Source organism: Hohaiivirga grylli, from assembly GCF_039655745.1.
Classification (GTDB): Bacteria; Pseudomonadota; Alphaproteobacteria; order Rhizobiales; family Beijerinckiaceae; genus Hohaiivirga; species Hohaiivirga grylli.
Genome location: NZ_JBBYXI010000003.1, coordinates 445,745 through 458,619, shown reverse-complemented (window position 1 = coordinate 458,619; position 12,875 = coordinate 445,745). Strand labels below are relative to the sequence as shown.

Annotated in this window: 10 protein-coding genes and 1 riboswitch; of the genes, 4 read left to right on the top strand and 6 right to left on the bottom strand. The window is 47.9% G+C overall.

Going from position 1 to position 12,875, the window contains the following annotated elements:
- Window positions 1-156 precede the first annotated feature (156 nt).
- Together WJT86_RS10270 and WJT86_RS10265 are read right to left on the bottom strand one after the other, a co-directional pair.
- Window positions 157-579 carry a universal stress protein gene (locus WJT86_RS10270; RefSeq protein WP_346337471.1) on the bottom strand — a complete coding sequence of 141 codons (423 nt, stop codon included), beginning with the start codon at window positions 577-579 and terminating at the stop codon, window positions 157-159.
- 94 nt (window positions 580-673) lie between these two features.
- Window positions 674-994, bottom strand: coding sequence for a 2Fe-2S iron-sulfur cluster-binding protein (locus tag WJT86_RS10265; RefSeq protein WP_346337470.1), 321 nt, complete (start codon window positions 992-994; stop codon window positions 674-676).
- Window positions 995-1,379: 385 nt separating this feature from the next.
- On the opposite strand from WJT86_RS10265, the gene WJT86_RS10260 reads away from it, so the two are divergent.
- The 3 genes from WJT86_RS10260 (at window position 1,380) to WJT86_RS10250 (ending at window position 8,135) form a co-directional block, all read left to right on the top strand.
- On the top strand, window positions 1,380-6,140 hold the full coding sequence (locus tag WJT86_RS10260) for an apolipoprotein A-IV repeat region-like domain-containing protein (protein ID WP_346337469.1): 4,761 nt from the start codon (window positions 1,380-1,382) through the stop codon (window positions 6,138-6,140).
- 143 nt (window positions 6,141-6,283) lie between these two features.
- On the top strand, window positions 6,284-6,970 hold the full coding sequence (locus WJT86_RS10255; protein WP_346337468.1) for a DUF1190 domain-containing protein: 687 nt from the start codon (window positions 6,284-6,286) through the stop codon (window positions 6,968-6,970).
- Window positions 6,971-6,974: 4 nt separating this feature from the next.
- Window positions 6,975-8,135 carry a glutathionylspermidine synthase family protein gene (locus WJT86_RS10250; RefSeq protein ID WP_346337571.1) on the top strand — a complete coding sequence of 387 codons (1,161 nt, stop codon included), beginning with the start codon at window positions 6,975-6,977 and terminating at the stop codon, window positions 8,133-8,135.
- Window positions 8,136-8,142: 7 nt separating this feature from the next.
- Here the strand turns inward: WJT86_RS10250 and WJT86_RS10245 are convergent, their stop codons facing one another.
- The 4 genes from WJT86_RS10245 to WJT86_RS10230 are packed head-to-tail and all read right to left on the bottom strand — an operon-like array spanning window position 8,143 to window position 11,620.
- Window positions 8,143-8,754, bottom strand: coding sequence for an ABC-type transport auxiliary lipoprotein family protein (locus tag WJT86_RS10245; RefSeq protein ID WP_346337467.1), 612 nt, complete (start codon window positions 8,752-8,754; stop codon window positions 8,143-8,145).
- Window positions 8,755-8,769: 15 nt separating this feature from the next.
- Entirely contained in the window at window positions 8,770-9,642 is an 873-nt protein-coding gene (locus WJT86_RS10240) for an MlaD family protein (RefSeq protein ID WP_346337466.1), read from the bottom strand.
- Between the two features lie 4 nt (window positions 9,643-9,646).
- Window positions 9,647-10,444, bottom strand: coding sequence for an ABC transporter ATP-binding protein (locus WJT86_RS10235; RefSeq protein WP_346337465.1), 798 nt, complete (start codon window positions 10,442-10,444; stop codon window positions 9,647-9,649).
- Window positions 10,445-10,474: 30 nt separating this feature from the next.
- On the bottom strand, window positions 10,475-11,620 hold the full coding sequence (locus WJT86_RS10230; protein WP_346337464.1) for an MlaE family lipid ABC transporter permease subunit: 1,146 nt from the start codon (window positions 11,618-11,620) through the stop codon (window positions 10,475-10,477).
- A 93-nt stretch (window positions 11,621-11,713) separates the two neighbouring features.
- Here WJT86_RS10230 and dgcA point away from each other — a divergent pair, with 93 nt between their 5' ends.
- Window positions 11,714-12,709 carry an N-acetyl-D-Glu racemase DgcA gene (gene dgcA / locus WJT86_RS10225; RefSeq protein ID WP_407066954.1) on the top strand — a complete coding sequence of 332 codons (996 nt, stop codon included), beginning with the start codon at window positions 11,714-11,716 and terminating at the stop codon, window positions 12,707-12,709.
- A gap of 46 nt (window positions 12,710-12,755) precedes the next feature.
- Window positions 12,756-12,854, top strand: a riboswitch (TPP riboswitch).
- Window positions 12,855-12,875 lie beyond the last annotated feature (21 nt).

Sequence of the window (12,875 nt, the reverse complement as noted above, 5' to 3'; positions counted from 1 at the left end):
CAATTTATATGAAGCAGTAGAACAACTTGCAACCCCGAAAAGTGCTTTTCTATACATTTCACAGCATCATTAGGATGAGACCGTAGTATTAAAAAATAATGCGGCCAATAATATCGACCGCATTATCCTGAATATAAATATTCTACAAAAAATTATTCAGCGGATAACGAGTACCGAAGCTTGAGCATGACGGACAATTGCCGAAGCGTTTGAGCCCAGGAGATAAGTTGCCATGCTTGGTCTATGTGACCCTACAACAATAAGGTCAGCCTTCATCTTGTCTGCTTCATCAAGAACTTCATTATAGATTGAGCCCATGCGCACAACAGCTGAAACATGACCGGCAGGAAGTGGAACTTTTGCGGCAATTTCAGCGAGCTTCTGCTCACATTCAACCTGTTGCTCTGTATCAAAAGACTGCGGAACAAATTCCATATAAGTTACCGGCATAACAGAACGGATATAAATCAGACGAAGATGCCCGTTAGAAATTTTAGCCAACTCGATAGCGCGTTCTAACGCAAGGCTGGAAGCCTCGGTTTCAGCAAGATCGACAGGTACAAGAATAGTATTGAACATAGGCACTCTCCTATTTACTCTAAAAATGTAATACCAATTTTCAGAATAATCCAGCCCAACGAATTACTTAGCCCAGACTGTTAAGAAAATATACTTATCCCTGTCGAACAGGTGTATTTACAACAAGGCCATCAAGCTCAGGTCTGACTTTGATCTGACATGACAGGCGGGAGTTCGGACGAACATCTGAAGCAAAATCGAGCATATCTTCTTCCATAGGGGAAGGTTCACCCACAGCACTCTGCCATTCCTCCGGAATATAAACATGGCAGGTAGCACAGGAACACGCTCCTCCACACTCCCCATCAATTCCGGGAATATCGTTTTTCAGAGCTGTTTCCATAATAGTACTTCCCTCTTCAGCATTAACTGAGCGGGCCGTTCCTGCATGGTCCACAAATGTAATTTCAACCATCAATTCACATCCGTTCTGGCATTCTTACCGACAATTTCACGACCATGGCCAAACAAATATCAGCAGATCTTATGACCATATATAATATCTCAACGCCGAGCCTTACCAGTGATAAAGTGCACCCATAAAATATTTAGGGTTATCCACCCCTTAAGCCCCTCTCATGTTTCTGAAACTTCCGCTGTTAACCAAGTTCTTAATGAAACCTTAAAATTGCCATCAGATTGGGTTCCATAGGTGACGTCAGCGGGATAGACTGGCATGTGATGAGTAGTAAAGTGCCCGAAATGGTAATTATCCATTTTTCTTGCATTTTAACACTTTTACCCTTGCCCAAGCTTTGGGTTGGGAAAGTTTTGAGTTTAGCGTCTTTGAGGACGAATTTATGGCGACGAAGCAGAAAAAAATTAACGATCCGGAATTTGCAGCATTCTCTGCAGTAGAGAACGCTCTGGCAATTGACCTGAACAGTGTCACATCCGAGCCTGCCACCCCGGAACAGGATGCTGCCGAGGTTAGTACGGATAACACCGTAACTGACAACCTCTCCTCGCATGAGGATAACGCTTCCCAAAGCGCAAGCACATCTGATCTCATGGATATGCCGGAACAGCCTGCAGTCGTCGCCCCTGACAAAGCTTCCGTCGCCAATGATGATCGCCGCAATGCTGGAATATTCATTCAGGCCTTACAGCGCCGTCCGTCCTCAGCACCTTACATCTGGGCCTCACTCTTTTCTGCATTATGGCTTGGTGGCATAGGTTATTTTGGCTGGTCGCAGGGTCTCTCCGCCATAGAGTCTCTTTCTGCAACCCTCTCGCCTGCTGTTATTTTCTTTGGTGCCTGCACTCTGCTTCTGCCGGTCGCCGCATTCTTCATTACAGCTATCCTTGCCGTCCGCGCCCACGAAATTCGCATCGCATCACGTGCCATTGGTGAAGCCGCTATTCATCTGGCTCAGCCTGAATCCTTGACGACCGACGCCGTTTTGACTGTTTCACAGACAATCAGACGTGAAGTTGCGGCTATTGGTGATGGCGTAGAGCGAGCAATTGCCCGCGCTGGCGAACTTGAAACCCTCGTCCGTAACGAAATCTCGACAATGGAACGCGCATACTTCGATAATGAAGTACGTATTCACTCACTCATTGATGAGCTTGGCGTTCAGCGTGAAGCCATTATTTCTAATGCTGATCGCGTACGCAGCTCCATGTCTGGCGCCCATGAAACAATGGTTGCAGACCTTGAGCAGATTGCACAACGCATTGCTTCTTCGATGAATGAAGCCAGTGAGCGTGTAAATTCGCTTCTGGATCAGCGTGGAGAAGAAATCCGTAATGGTCTTACCCTTGCTGGCGCAAGTGTGACATCAGCACTTGAAAGCAAGATCAGCGACATCACAGCCGCCTTTGAGCGCACAGGTGGTACACTGACCCAGCATCTTCAGGAAGGTGCAGAATCTGTAACAAAAACCCTTGCCGAAACAGGTAAAGGGGTTGTTGAGAGCCTCTCGTTACAGGGTGAATCTGTTAAGAAAGCCCTTGAAGCAACAGCTGGAAATCTTGAACTCAGCTTCATTACCCGCGGTAAGGAAGTTACGGATCGTCTGGCCGAAACAGGACAGGAAGTATCAGCTTCCATCGCCTCACAGGGCAGCTCGGTTCGCAGCGTTTTGGAAGCAACAGCAAACGAACTGGAAGAAAGTTTCAATCAGCGCGGCCGCGAAATGACAGACCGTCTGATGGAAACAAGCAGTATTGTTGCAGAAAATATCGGCAACAGTATCAATGAACTGCATTCTGCTGTTTCCGGCATTGGCCAGGAAATCGCAACAAACTCCACCCTTCTGGGTGAGCAGCTTACGACGGCAGGCACTAGCATCGTTAATGATATTGTTGCCCGTGGCAGTGAAGTACGTGAACGTATTTCACACGTTGGCTCTCAGGTTGCTGAAGAAATTTCAAGCCGTGGCAAGGAAATTTACGAGCGCCTTGATGGAACTGTTCAGCTTGCCAATGAAACAATTGGTGCACGTGTCGATACTCTTGCTGAGCGTCTGGACAGTGCCAGCCAGCGCGTGAACGATAATGTTCTGCTGCATGGACAAAACCTTGAAAGCAACATCATCGGGCTCAGTGACCGTTTCGCCTCTCTGGTTAACACCCAGATTGACAGCCTCAAAACAACCCTCAGTGGTTATGGGGAGGAACTGGCTGAAACCCTTAATAAACATACATCTGAAGCTCAGGCTAATCTGGCTGGAACCGGTAAAGATGTTGTACTGACAATGGCAGCTCAGGGCACACGCATCAATGACGCCCTGCGTCTGACAGCAGAAACTCTTGCATCTGTCGTTGAAGAGCGCGGTAAAGAAGTCCACACTGCCCTCTCCAACCGCCTTGATGACTTTGATAATGTTATTGGTCGCGGTGTCGAAGCCGTCAGCCATATTTCAACTGAAGTCAATAATCTGACTTCTGTTATCTCAGGCCGCATTGATGAGATGGATCAGCTCATTTCCGTCAAGGGACATGAAATGGCAGATAACTTCCTCAAACAGACCTCTGAAGTTGTTGATCGTCTGTCAACACAGACAACAACACTGTCTAATGCCATCTCCAGCAGTCTTGCTGACATGGATCATCTGCTTGCAACCCAGGGGGATGCCCTCGTCACCCGGACCAATCAGGTTGTTGAACAAATTTCCACGAAAGCAGACAGCATCAATACGGTTATCTCTGAACGTATTGAAGATATGGACCGTCTGCTCGGTGTCCGCGGTGAAGCACTTGTGTCATCAATGGGACAGCGTTCAACCGAGATCACCGCAAACTTTGACACACTGGTTTCCAAGATTGATCAGGCACTTGATGCACGCTCCAGTGCAATCAGTGAAGTTCTCGTTACCCGTACCGCCGAAATGGCTAAGGCTATGGCAGAAAGTGGTCGTGAAGCCGCCCGCACTCTCGAAGCCAGCGCAGAAGAGCTTGGCAAGTCTGTTGCGTCGAAGAGCACCCTTCTTGCTGAAACACTCTCTTCTGCAGCAGAAGAGATCAATGGTGTCCTCGGCCAGAAGGCAACAGAAATTGCCCATACGCTTGATAGCCGAGTCAATGATATTGAAGTCCGTGTCGTCAATCGTCTTGAATCCGTTACACAGGCACTTGAGGATAAAGGACGTTCGGCTTCCGGCATGCTTGGAAGCCGCATTGCAGAACTCTCTGATCTGTTTGACAGCAGAGGCTCTGGTCTCGTCGAGAACATTGGCCTCCACCTTGGTCAGATGACAGCTCTTGTCGATAATGGTGGTGCAAAGCTGATGGAAAATCTGAATGCGCGCATCGTTGATATTGACCGCCTGTTCGACAACAGCAGCTCATCATTGATGACAAGCCTCGGAAACCGTATTGCTGAGATCAGTGACGTCTTTGAAGTCAGTGGTGAGAATGCCATTGAAAAGCTTAACGCTCGCTTCAATGAAATGGGCCACGTTCTTGAGAACCGTGGTTCTGACATTGTGGGCTCAATCAGTGAGCAGCTGGCTGGCATAGAAAATATTCTGGCTAACAAGGGGCATGAAATCAACCATGCTGTTATCTCCGCAACAGCTAAGCTCCAGAACTCTCTGAATGAAAGTGCAAATGCTGCCATTTCTTCGCTTGTCAATTCACACAGCTCTATCCAGAGCGAAATGGCAAGCATTCTGGAGAACTTGAGCCAGGCAGGCGCCATTCTGCATAAAATCTCCAATAATGCCGGTGATCACCTCGGTTCACTCAGTGAAACTCTTGGTACACGTATTCATGAGATTGAAAATCTGCTGGGACAGGTTTCCCAGAAGACAGAAGTGTCTTCCAACCAGCTTGCCCACCACGTCAATACACTGCATCAGGTCTCCAGCGCCGTTATGGGCCGTACCACAGAGCTGACAGAAAGCATGGAGCAGAAAAGCCAGATGCTGACACATGCAGCACAGCTTCAGTCTGAAACACTTTCTGCAACCGCAGAAAAGCTGGAACAGGTCGGCATGCATCTGGGTTCTGTTCTCGATCAGCGTCAGCAGCAGCTTAACCAGCTGATGGAAGCTCTCAACGCACGTGCGAATGATATTGATACGGTTTCTGAGCATCTCACCAGCAACCTGACAAATTCACTTGCACAGATTGAGCAGCAGTTTAATCGCCTGCGCAATACATCTGATACTCAAGGTCAGCAGATCAATGCTGTCATCACGTCAGCATATGAAACCGCAGCGGGCGGGATGCATGAGACTCTCACAAGTGCCGCAACCCAATTCAGCGAAAGCATGAACGAATTGCGTGCAATGACTAGCCAGATCAGAAAAGAGCTGGATGAGACACGCTCAGAACTGCGCAAGGGCATAACCGAGCTGCCTCAGGAAACACAGGAAACAGCTGCAAGTATGCGTCGCGTTGTATCAGACCAGATCAAGGCTCTGAATGAACTTTCCTCACTTGTCACCAAATCCAGCCGTTCCGTTGATACGGAAGTCGCTCCCAAGCGTCAGATCAAAGCTGTAACGGCTTCCGGCATGAATGAAACGATCAGTTCTTCACCAGCTGCCATCAACCAGCAATCTGGAAATCCCTCACAGATTACATCTGTTGCACAGGTTACGGCATCACTGAACTCTGATCGCAAACCAATGCCACAGAGCGTCACGCCTGTCCCTCCTCCTCCGGCAGGAAAAGGCTGGTTGTCTGACCTTCTCAATCGTGCATCACGTGATGAAGATGCCCCAACACACAGCAGTGAAACTAGCCGCGAACGCAGCCGTAGAAACAGTCTTGAGTCTCTGGATGCAATCTCGGTTGATATTGCACGGATGATTGACCACTCAGCAGCCGTTGAACTCTGGGATCGTTATAAGCGTGGCGAGCGCAACGTATTTACACGCCAGCTTTACACGCTTCAGGGGCAACAGGCTTTTGAAGACATCCGCAACAAGTATCGTACAGATACTGAATTCCAGAAGACCGTGAATCGCTACATCGCTGAATTTGAGAAACTTCTGAATGAGGTTGCTCAGGATGACCGCGACTCTATTCTCACGAATACATATCTGACTTCAGAGACAGGTAAGGTCTATACAATGCTGGCTCATGCAGCAGGCCGCCTGCAATAAGCGGATAACCAAATCTCAACAAAAACGCGGCCATTGAGCCGCGTTTTTTTGTCGTTAGCATGTCAAACAATTCATAAGCTCTATGATTTTTTTCATCACTGCCCTATAAGGGAATCTCAACTACCAAGGTTCAGAGGGACGATATGAAAAGATCATCTACGCTAGCTCTTGTTACTGTTGCCGGAGCAGCCATCATTGCCTACTCATGGTATTCTAATAATACCGAGGCAGTGACAGATAGCGATATTTTCACATCGGTCAGTGATTGCATTTCATCAGGTGTTGCAGAAGCAACCTGTAAGGCCCGATTTGGCGAAGCCATGACAACCTATGCGCAGACAGCGCCACGCTTCGTGACAAAAGAAGATTGTGAGAAGGATTACGGAGCCGGTCAATGCGCAACGGCCCCGACAGCTGCAACAGGCGAAACAGTCGCGACAGATAATAATACAACCACAACAGCTCAAGCCTCACAGGCGACATCTGGCAGCACAAGCTATTTCATGCCGATGATGATGGGCTTCATGGCTGCCCGCATGATGCAGGGAACACAATCTGCGGCATCTGCCGCTCCTCTCTATGGCTGTGCAGGCGGTGGGGCCGCCGGAGCCTCCTGTTATTCCAGTAATACTGGCAGAAGTTATTATGCCCGCACTGGTGCTGCTGCGGCACGCGCTGTCAAAACCCCGGTTGCAGAGTTCCGTTCAGGCAACCGTGCCGGGTTCAACGTTATTCCGCGTGGCGGCAGTGCAATAAAATCAGCCGTTCGTTCACGCGGTGGCTTTGGTTCAACCGGACGCGGTTATTCAAGCCGGAGCTATGGCGGATAATCATATGCAGCGTATCAAGGTAAAGGAACGGCCAAACTGGCGTAAAAGCGCAGAAGAAAGTGGCTTCAAATATCACACAATTGATAATCTGCCCTACTGGGATGAAACCGCCTATTACGCCTTTACCTTGAAAGAAATAGAAGAGCAGTTGGAATATCCCTCACAGGAGCTGCATCAGATGGCTCTCGACATTGTGGCTCGTGCTGTTCGCGATGAAGAGATTCTGAAACGTCTAAGCATTCCGCAGACTGCATGGGATGCTATCGCAAGTAGTTATAACCGAGGCGACAGAAGCCTTTATGGTCGATTTGATTTTGCATATGACGGCAATGGACCTGCAAAGCTTCTGGAATATAATGCTGACACTCCGACAGCCCTTTATGAAGCGGCCTGTTTCCAATGGTCCTGGCTTGAAGAGCTGATGGCATCCGGTACATTGCCTGCTGATGCTGACCAGTTTAACTCAATTCATGACCGCCTGATTGCCGCCCTCTCCTCTATTGCAGCCGGAAAAACCTTTCATGTAAGCTGTATGAGTGAATCTGAAGAAGATATGGGCACAGCTTCCTATATTCAGGACTGTGGTAAACTGGCAGGCCTGACAACTGAATTTGTAGATATTCAGGATATTGGTCTGCTGACGGACGGCTATTTCTGCGACCAGAATGCTACGCCAATTGAACTGATCTTCAAGCTTTACCCATGGGAATGGATGCTGGGTGACAGCTATGCCGCCAATCTTGGCGATACGCCAACCCGCTTCCTTGAACCATGCTGGAAAGCTATTCTTTCTAACAAAGGCATATTACCTCTGTTATGGGACATGGCCCCTGATCACCCCAATCTTTTACCCGCTTTCTTTGAAGATGATCGTGAGAAATGGGCCCTGGGTACATCATTTGCCAGAAAACCCCTGTTTTCACGTGAAGGCGCAAATATCATGCTGATGAAAGATGGGGCTGTTATTGATCGGGCTGATGGCGCCTATGGTGGCGAGGGTTATATCCGACAAGCTCTGGCAAATATCCCATGCATAGATGGAAATTATCCGGTTATTGGCAGTTGGATTATTGCAGATGAAGCAGCCGGTATTGGTGTTCGCGAAGATACGACACCAATTACCAAGAACGATTCACGTTTCCTGCCACACGCAATTATTGGCTGATCGCTGATCAGCCAACCCAACGTGCAATTTCAAGCAGAACAGATGACAAAGCGTCATTCAGTGCAACGGCGGCACTTCCGGCATTGAGGCCGTCACCAACCTGACGCTTAGCTGTAAAGACCTTCCCGCGTATGATTTGTCCTGTCCGTGCATTCACGAGACGAACAGACAATTCGACAACCGCTTCATTCCCAGGTGTCACGACGTAAAAGGCACGTACATCTGAGACAAGCTGATAATCAGCAATGACACCACTTGATGGCAGAGCAACAGCACGAAGCTTTGAACCGTTTTCGAATGTATTGATGAGGCGGGCCTGTATCAGGTTTGGCAGTTGATCAGCCCACTGCCCTCCGCCTAAAAATGTCATTGCACCCGTTTCATTACGAACGACAATATTCTGATCACTCAGAGCCTGAAGAGCCGTTGGCGTTGCAATAACAATCTGTCCACCAAGGCGCGCTTTGATACCTGTTGTCGGAGCTGACAGATCATAGGTCGTTGGGGCCGGACCAGTCCCGCAGGCAGCAAGCCCAACTAATATAACGGATACCAACCCCGTCTTGGCAAGACGAGAACAGGAAAGGACTTTCTTCTGGAATGAAGGTTTCTTTGTCATAACATTCGTCCGTTCTTATCTTCCGTTATACTGGGGCATAGATGAGCGAGGCCCTAAAATAAACTGCTGCGGATTGCGTTGTATCCCCTGAATAAGCTTATTCAGTTCATTCAGTGACTTACGGCCTTCGACAGCCAGATTCTGGTACTGCTGCAGGCCAGAGCCTGTAAAGCGCTTCAGACCTTCTGCAATCTCATTCAACTGACCTTCCAGATGATCAGAAAGTTTCTTGATTGAAGCAGCTGCAGCATGAACCTCATCAAGAGCTCCCTTACCTGAATCGCCAATCTGATCCAAAAATCTCTTTACACCTGAAGAGCTATCACCGAGCACATCAGAAAAGTTCTCAACATTTTTGACAATCTTCGTAATAGATTCCTGATTATCACCAACCAACTTATCCATACGTGTTACAAGATCATCGGCACGGGCAGCAATATTACGGGCAGATTCCATCAGGCTCTGAAAGTCAGAACGCTTGGCATAAAGCTCGGGAAAGTCATCCCCCTTCGCAGCAACGAGATCGGCTGCGCGTGGATCACCACCTGTCAGTGATATAGAAGCAGCACCGGTCAAGCCCTGATACTCAAGCATTGCTGTCGTATCCATCCGCAACGGTGTACCATCATCAATTCGGGTACGAACCTCAACCTGCCGCGGGTCCTCTGGCCGGATACGGATATTCATTACCTGCCCAACTGGGATACCATTGAACAGAACACTGGCCCCAACAGACAAACCAGAAACGGAATCTGAGAATATGATATCCAGTGTTTTACGCTGCTTGGCAGAGCCAAGGTCGGCAAACCAGTAGATAAAAGCGAACGCTCCAGCAATGACTGCCAGAGTAAAGGCTCCCACTAGGGCGTAATTTGCTTTTGTTTCCATATCATTATGCCTCATGCTGCCCTGCAAGCACAGCACGAGCCCGCTTACCATGAAAATAAGAATGTACCCAAGGATTTGTTGATTGCAACATATGTTCAATCGGCCCTTGCTCTATAATTTTTCCCTGACCAAGTGCAGCAATACGATCACAAGCTGAGTAGAGACTATCCAAATCATGTGTGACCATGAAAACTGTCAGGCCAAGTGTTTTTTGCAGTGTTTCAATGAGATCATCAAAATCACCCGCACCAATCGGATCAAGCCCTGATGTTGGCTCATCCAAGAAAAGGATATCCGGATCTAAAGCTAAAGCACGCGCCAAAGCCGCACGCTTGATCATACCACCAGAAAGTTCTGAAGGAAATTTATCAGCCGCATCAGCTGGAAGACCAACCATCTGAATCTTCAGCATTGCCATCTCATCCAGAACATCCTGAGGAAGAGACAGATATTCCCGCATCGGCACCTGAACATTTTGCTTGACCGTCAGGGCTGAGAACAATGCCCCCTGCTGAAAGAGAACACCCCAGCGCTGCTCCATCTTCCGGCGCTCATCATGAGAAAGACCATCAACATTCTGGCCAAATACGTTGATTTCACCCGCGCGTTTTTTAATCAGCCCAAGAATAGTACGGGTTAAAACGGATTTACCCGTACCCGAAGCACCTACGAAGCCAAGAATCTCACCCCGATAAATATCAAGATTAAGATCCTTCATAATTGTTTTAGGACCAAAACCAACTTCCAAGCCACGCACACTTATGACGACTTCCTTCTGGGAAGTATCATTATTCTGCGGCATATTTTTTGGCTCAGGCTTGCTCATTGGACCTCAGAAGTTAATCGCTGCGTAGAACATAGCGAAGATACCATCCATCAAAATAACCATGAAGATGGACTTCACAACTGCCGAAGTCACATTACGCCCCAACGATTCAGCTGATCCCTTAACAGCCAAGCCTTCGGAACAGGCAATAACACCAATAACCAAAGCCATGAAAGGCGCCTTTATAATGCCGGCAAAAAAGGTATTCATAGCAATTGCAGACTGAAGCCGTGTCAAAAAGACATCCGATGGAATATCACCATAGAGTGCAGCCGTAATTGCACCGCCCAACAAACCGGACATTGATGCGATGAAAGTGAGAAGTGGCAATCCGATAATAAGAGCCAGAATTCTCGGGACAATCAGAACTTCAATCGGATCAAGCCCCATTACGCGTAAAGCATCAACCTCTTCACTCATTTTCATGGATCCGAGCTCTGCCGTATATGCAGAACCAGAACGACCTGCAATCATAATTGCAGTAAGGAGAACGGCCAGTTCGCGCAATGTCAGAATACTGATCAGGTCAACAACAAAAACTGTTGCCCCAAATGTCTTCAGCTGAAAGATACCTTGCTGCGCAATAATACAGCCAACAAGAAACGAGATCAGAACAATGATCGGCACACCACGAAGAGCAACCTGCTCCATCTGTGTAACAAGCGACGTAAAACGAAATGATTTTGGCCTGAACAGAACACGGATTAACGCCGAGACAACCTGACCAAAAAAGACAATACCATCATAGGCATCCTGGCGTGTCTGGATAACTGACTTTCCAATTTCAGATAAGAAAGTAACAAGTCCAGATTGCTTTTCTTCCTGCTTTTCCTCAACCGTATGAGAAGATATTTCAGTCAGAAGAATATCATGGGTTGCACTTTGCCCCTGTATCTGAACTTTGATACCTCGGCTCTCAAGTGTACGTGCTGAACGAATAATCAGCCAGCTGCCAACTGTATCCAGCCGTCCCAGACCAGACAGATCAAAGATAACTGGCTGATTTTCCTGTATCTCGACAAGTCTTGCCGCGTAATCATCAGCCCTTTTTCCAAGACTTGAGGTCCAGTCTCCCTGCAAGGCAATATGAACCTGATTGTCAGCATGACTGACATCTATCTTCGGTTCATTATCAATATCTGCTGAGTGCACGCAGAAAATCCTTGCCACTAAAAAAGAACGAACTAATTTCTTAACCTAAGTACTTTAATAAAAGCGATAAAATAGTTAAGGTGCATATCAATGATCCCCTGCAAAATACAGACAAAAATTGATCATTTTCCTTTAAAAGAACCTTTCGTTATATCGCGAGGGACACGTACTGAAGCAATCGTTGTAACGGTTGAACTAACAGACCTCAATAATCAAAAGATTGGACGCGGGGAATGCACGCCATATGCACGCTATGGTGAAAGCGTTGACAGTGTTATCGCGCAAATTGAAAATATTCGTCCCTCTGTCGAGAATGGTATTTCTCATGAAGCATTAAGTCGCATCATACCTGCTGGAGCGGCTCGCAATGCGATTGATAATGCGCTTTGGGATCTGGAAGCAAAAGTAACAGGTATTCCAGCTCATATTACAGCTGGTGCCAAGGATTGGGCGCCGGTAACAACCGCTTTCACAATCAGTATTGGCACACCAGAAGTCATGAATAAGTCAGCGGTAAAAGCAGCTGATCGGCCTTTGCTTAAGGTCAAACTCGGTGGGGGGGATAATTTGGACATTGAGCGGATCAAAGCCGTCCGTTCTGGCGCGCCGAATGCCACACTTATTGCAGATGCCAACGAAGGCTGGACAGAGAATAATCTACCGGAGCATTTTCTGGCATGTTCTGACGCTGGATACGCCATGATTGAACAGCCCCTGCCGGCAGAGCTCGACCATATTCTCAAAACAATAGATAAGCCTGTGCCGCTTTGTGCAGATGAAAGCGCACATCGCAGAGAGGCCCTCCCCACTCTTGTTGGCATATATGATCTGGTTAATATCAAGCTCGATAAAACAGGTGGCCTCTATGAGGCTCTTTCAGTTGCCAATGAAGTCCAGCAGCTTGGCATGGATATTATGGTTGGCTGTATGCTGGGCTCATCCTTGGCAATGGCACCCGCTATGATCTTAGCCTCAAAGGCAAAATATGTTGATCTTGATGGTCCTCTGCTTTTATCAGCAGACAGGACGCCACCCCTTCATTGTGAACAGAGCCTGCTCTATCCGCCAACGCCTGAACTATGGGGCTGATATCATTCTCTTGCTTGCTTCTGTTTCAGCAAGTAGCTAGTATCCTAACATCTCCTTGGGGTGCCCTTTAGGGCTGAGAGGTCTGTACCAACCCATGAACCTGATCCGGATCATGCCGGCGGAGGAAAGAGAGATGGTATTGTACATAGATCCAAATCTCAGAATA

What these genes read in the sequence shown, in the direction of transcription:
- WJT86_RS10270 (WP_346337471.1), bottom strand. Translation starts at nt 579, where the DNA reads ATGTTCAATACTATTCTTGTACCTGTCGATCTTGCTGAAACCGAGGCT.
- WJT86_RS10265 (WP_346337470.1), bottom strand. Translation starts at nt 994, where the DNA reads ATGGTTGAAATTACATTTGTGGACCATGCAGGAACGGCCCGCTCAGTT.
- WJT86_RS10260 (WP_346337469.1), top strand. Translation starts at nt 1,380, where the DNA reads ATGGCGACGAAGCAGAAAAAAATTAACGATCCGGAATTTGCAGCATTC.
- WJT86_RS10255 (WP_346337468.1), top strand. Translation starts at nt 6,284, where the DNA reads ATGAAAAGATCATCTACGCTAGCTCTTGTTACTGTTGCCGGAGCAGCC.
- WJT86_RS10250 (WP_346337571.1), top strand. Translation starts at nt 6,975, where the DNA reads ATGCAGCGTATCAAGGTAAAGGAACGGCCAAACTGGCGTAAAAGCGCA.
- WJT86_RS10245 (WP_346337467.1), bottom strand. Translation starts at nt 8,754, where the DNA reads ATGACAAAGAAACCTTCATTCCAGAAGAAAGTCCTTTCCTGTTCTCGT.
- WJT86_RS10240 (WP_346337466.1), bottom strand. Translation starts at nt 9,642, where the DNA reads ATGGAAACAAAAGCAAATTACGCCCTAGTGGGAGCCTTTACTCTGGCA.
- WJT86_RS10235 (WP_346337465.1), bottom strand. Translation starts at nt 10,444, where the DNA reads ATGCCGCAGAATAATGATACTTCCCAGAAGGAAGTCGTCATAAGTGTG.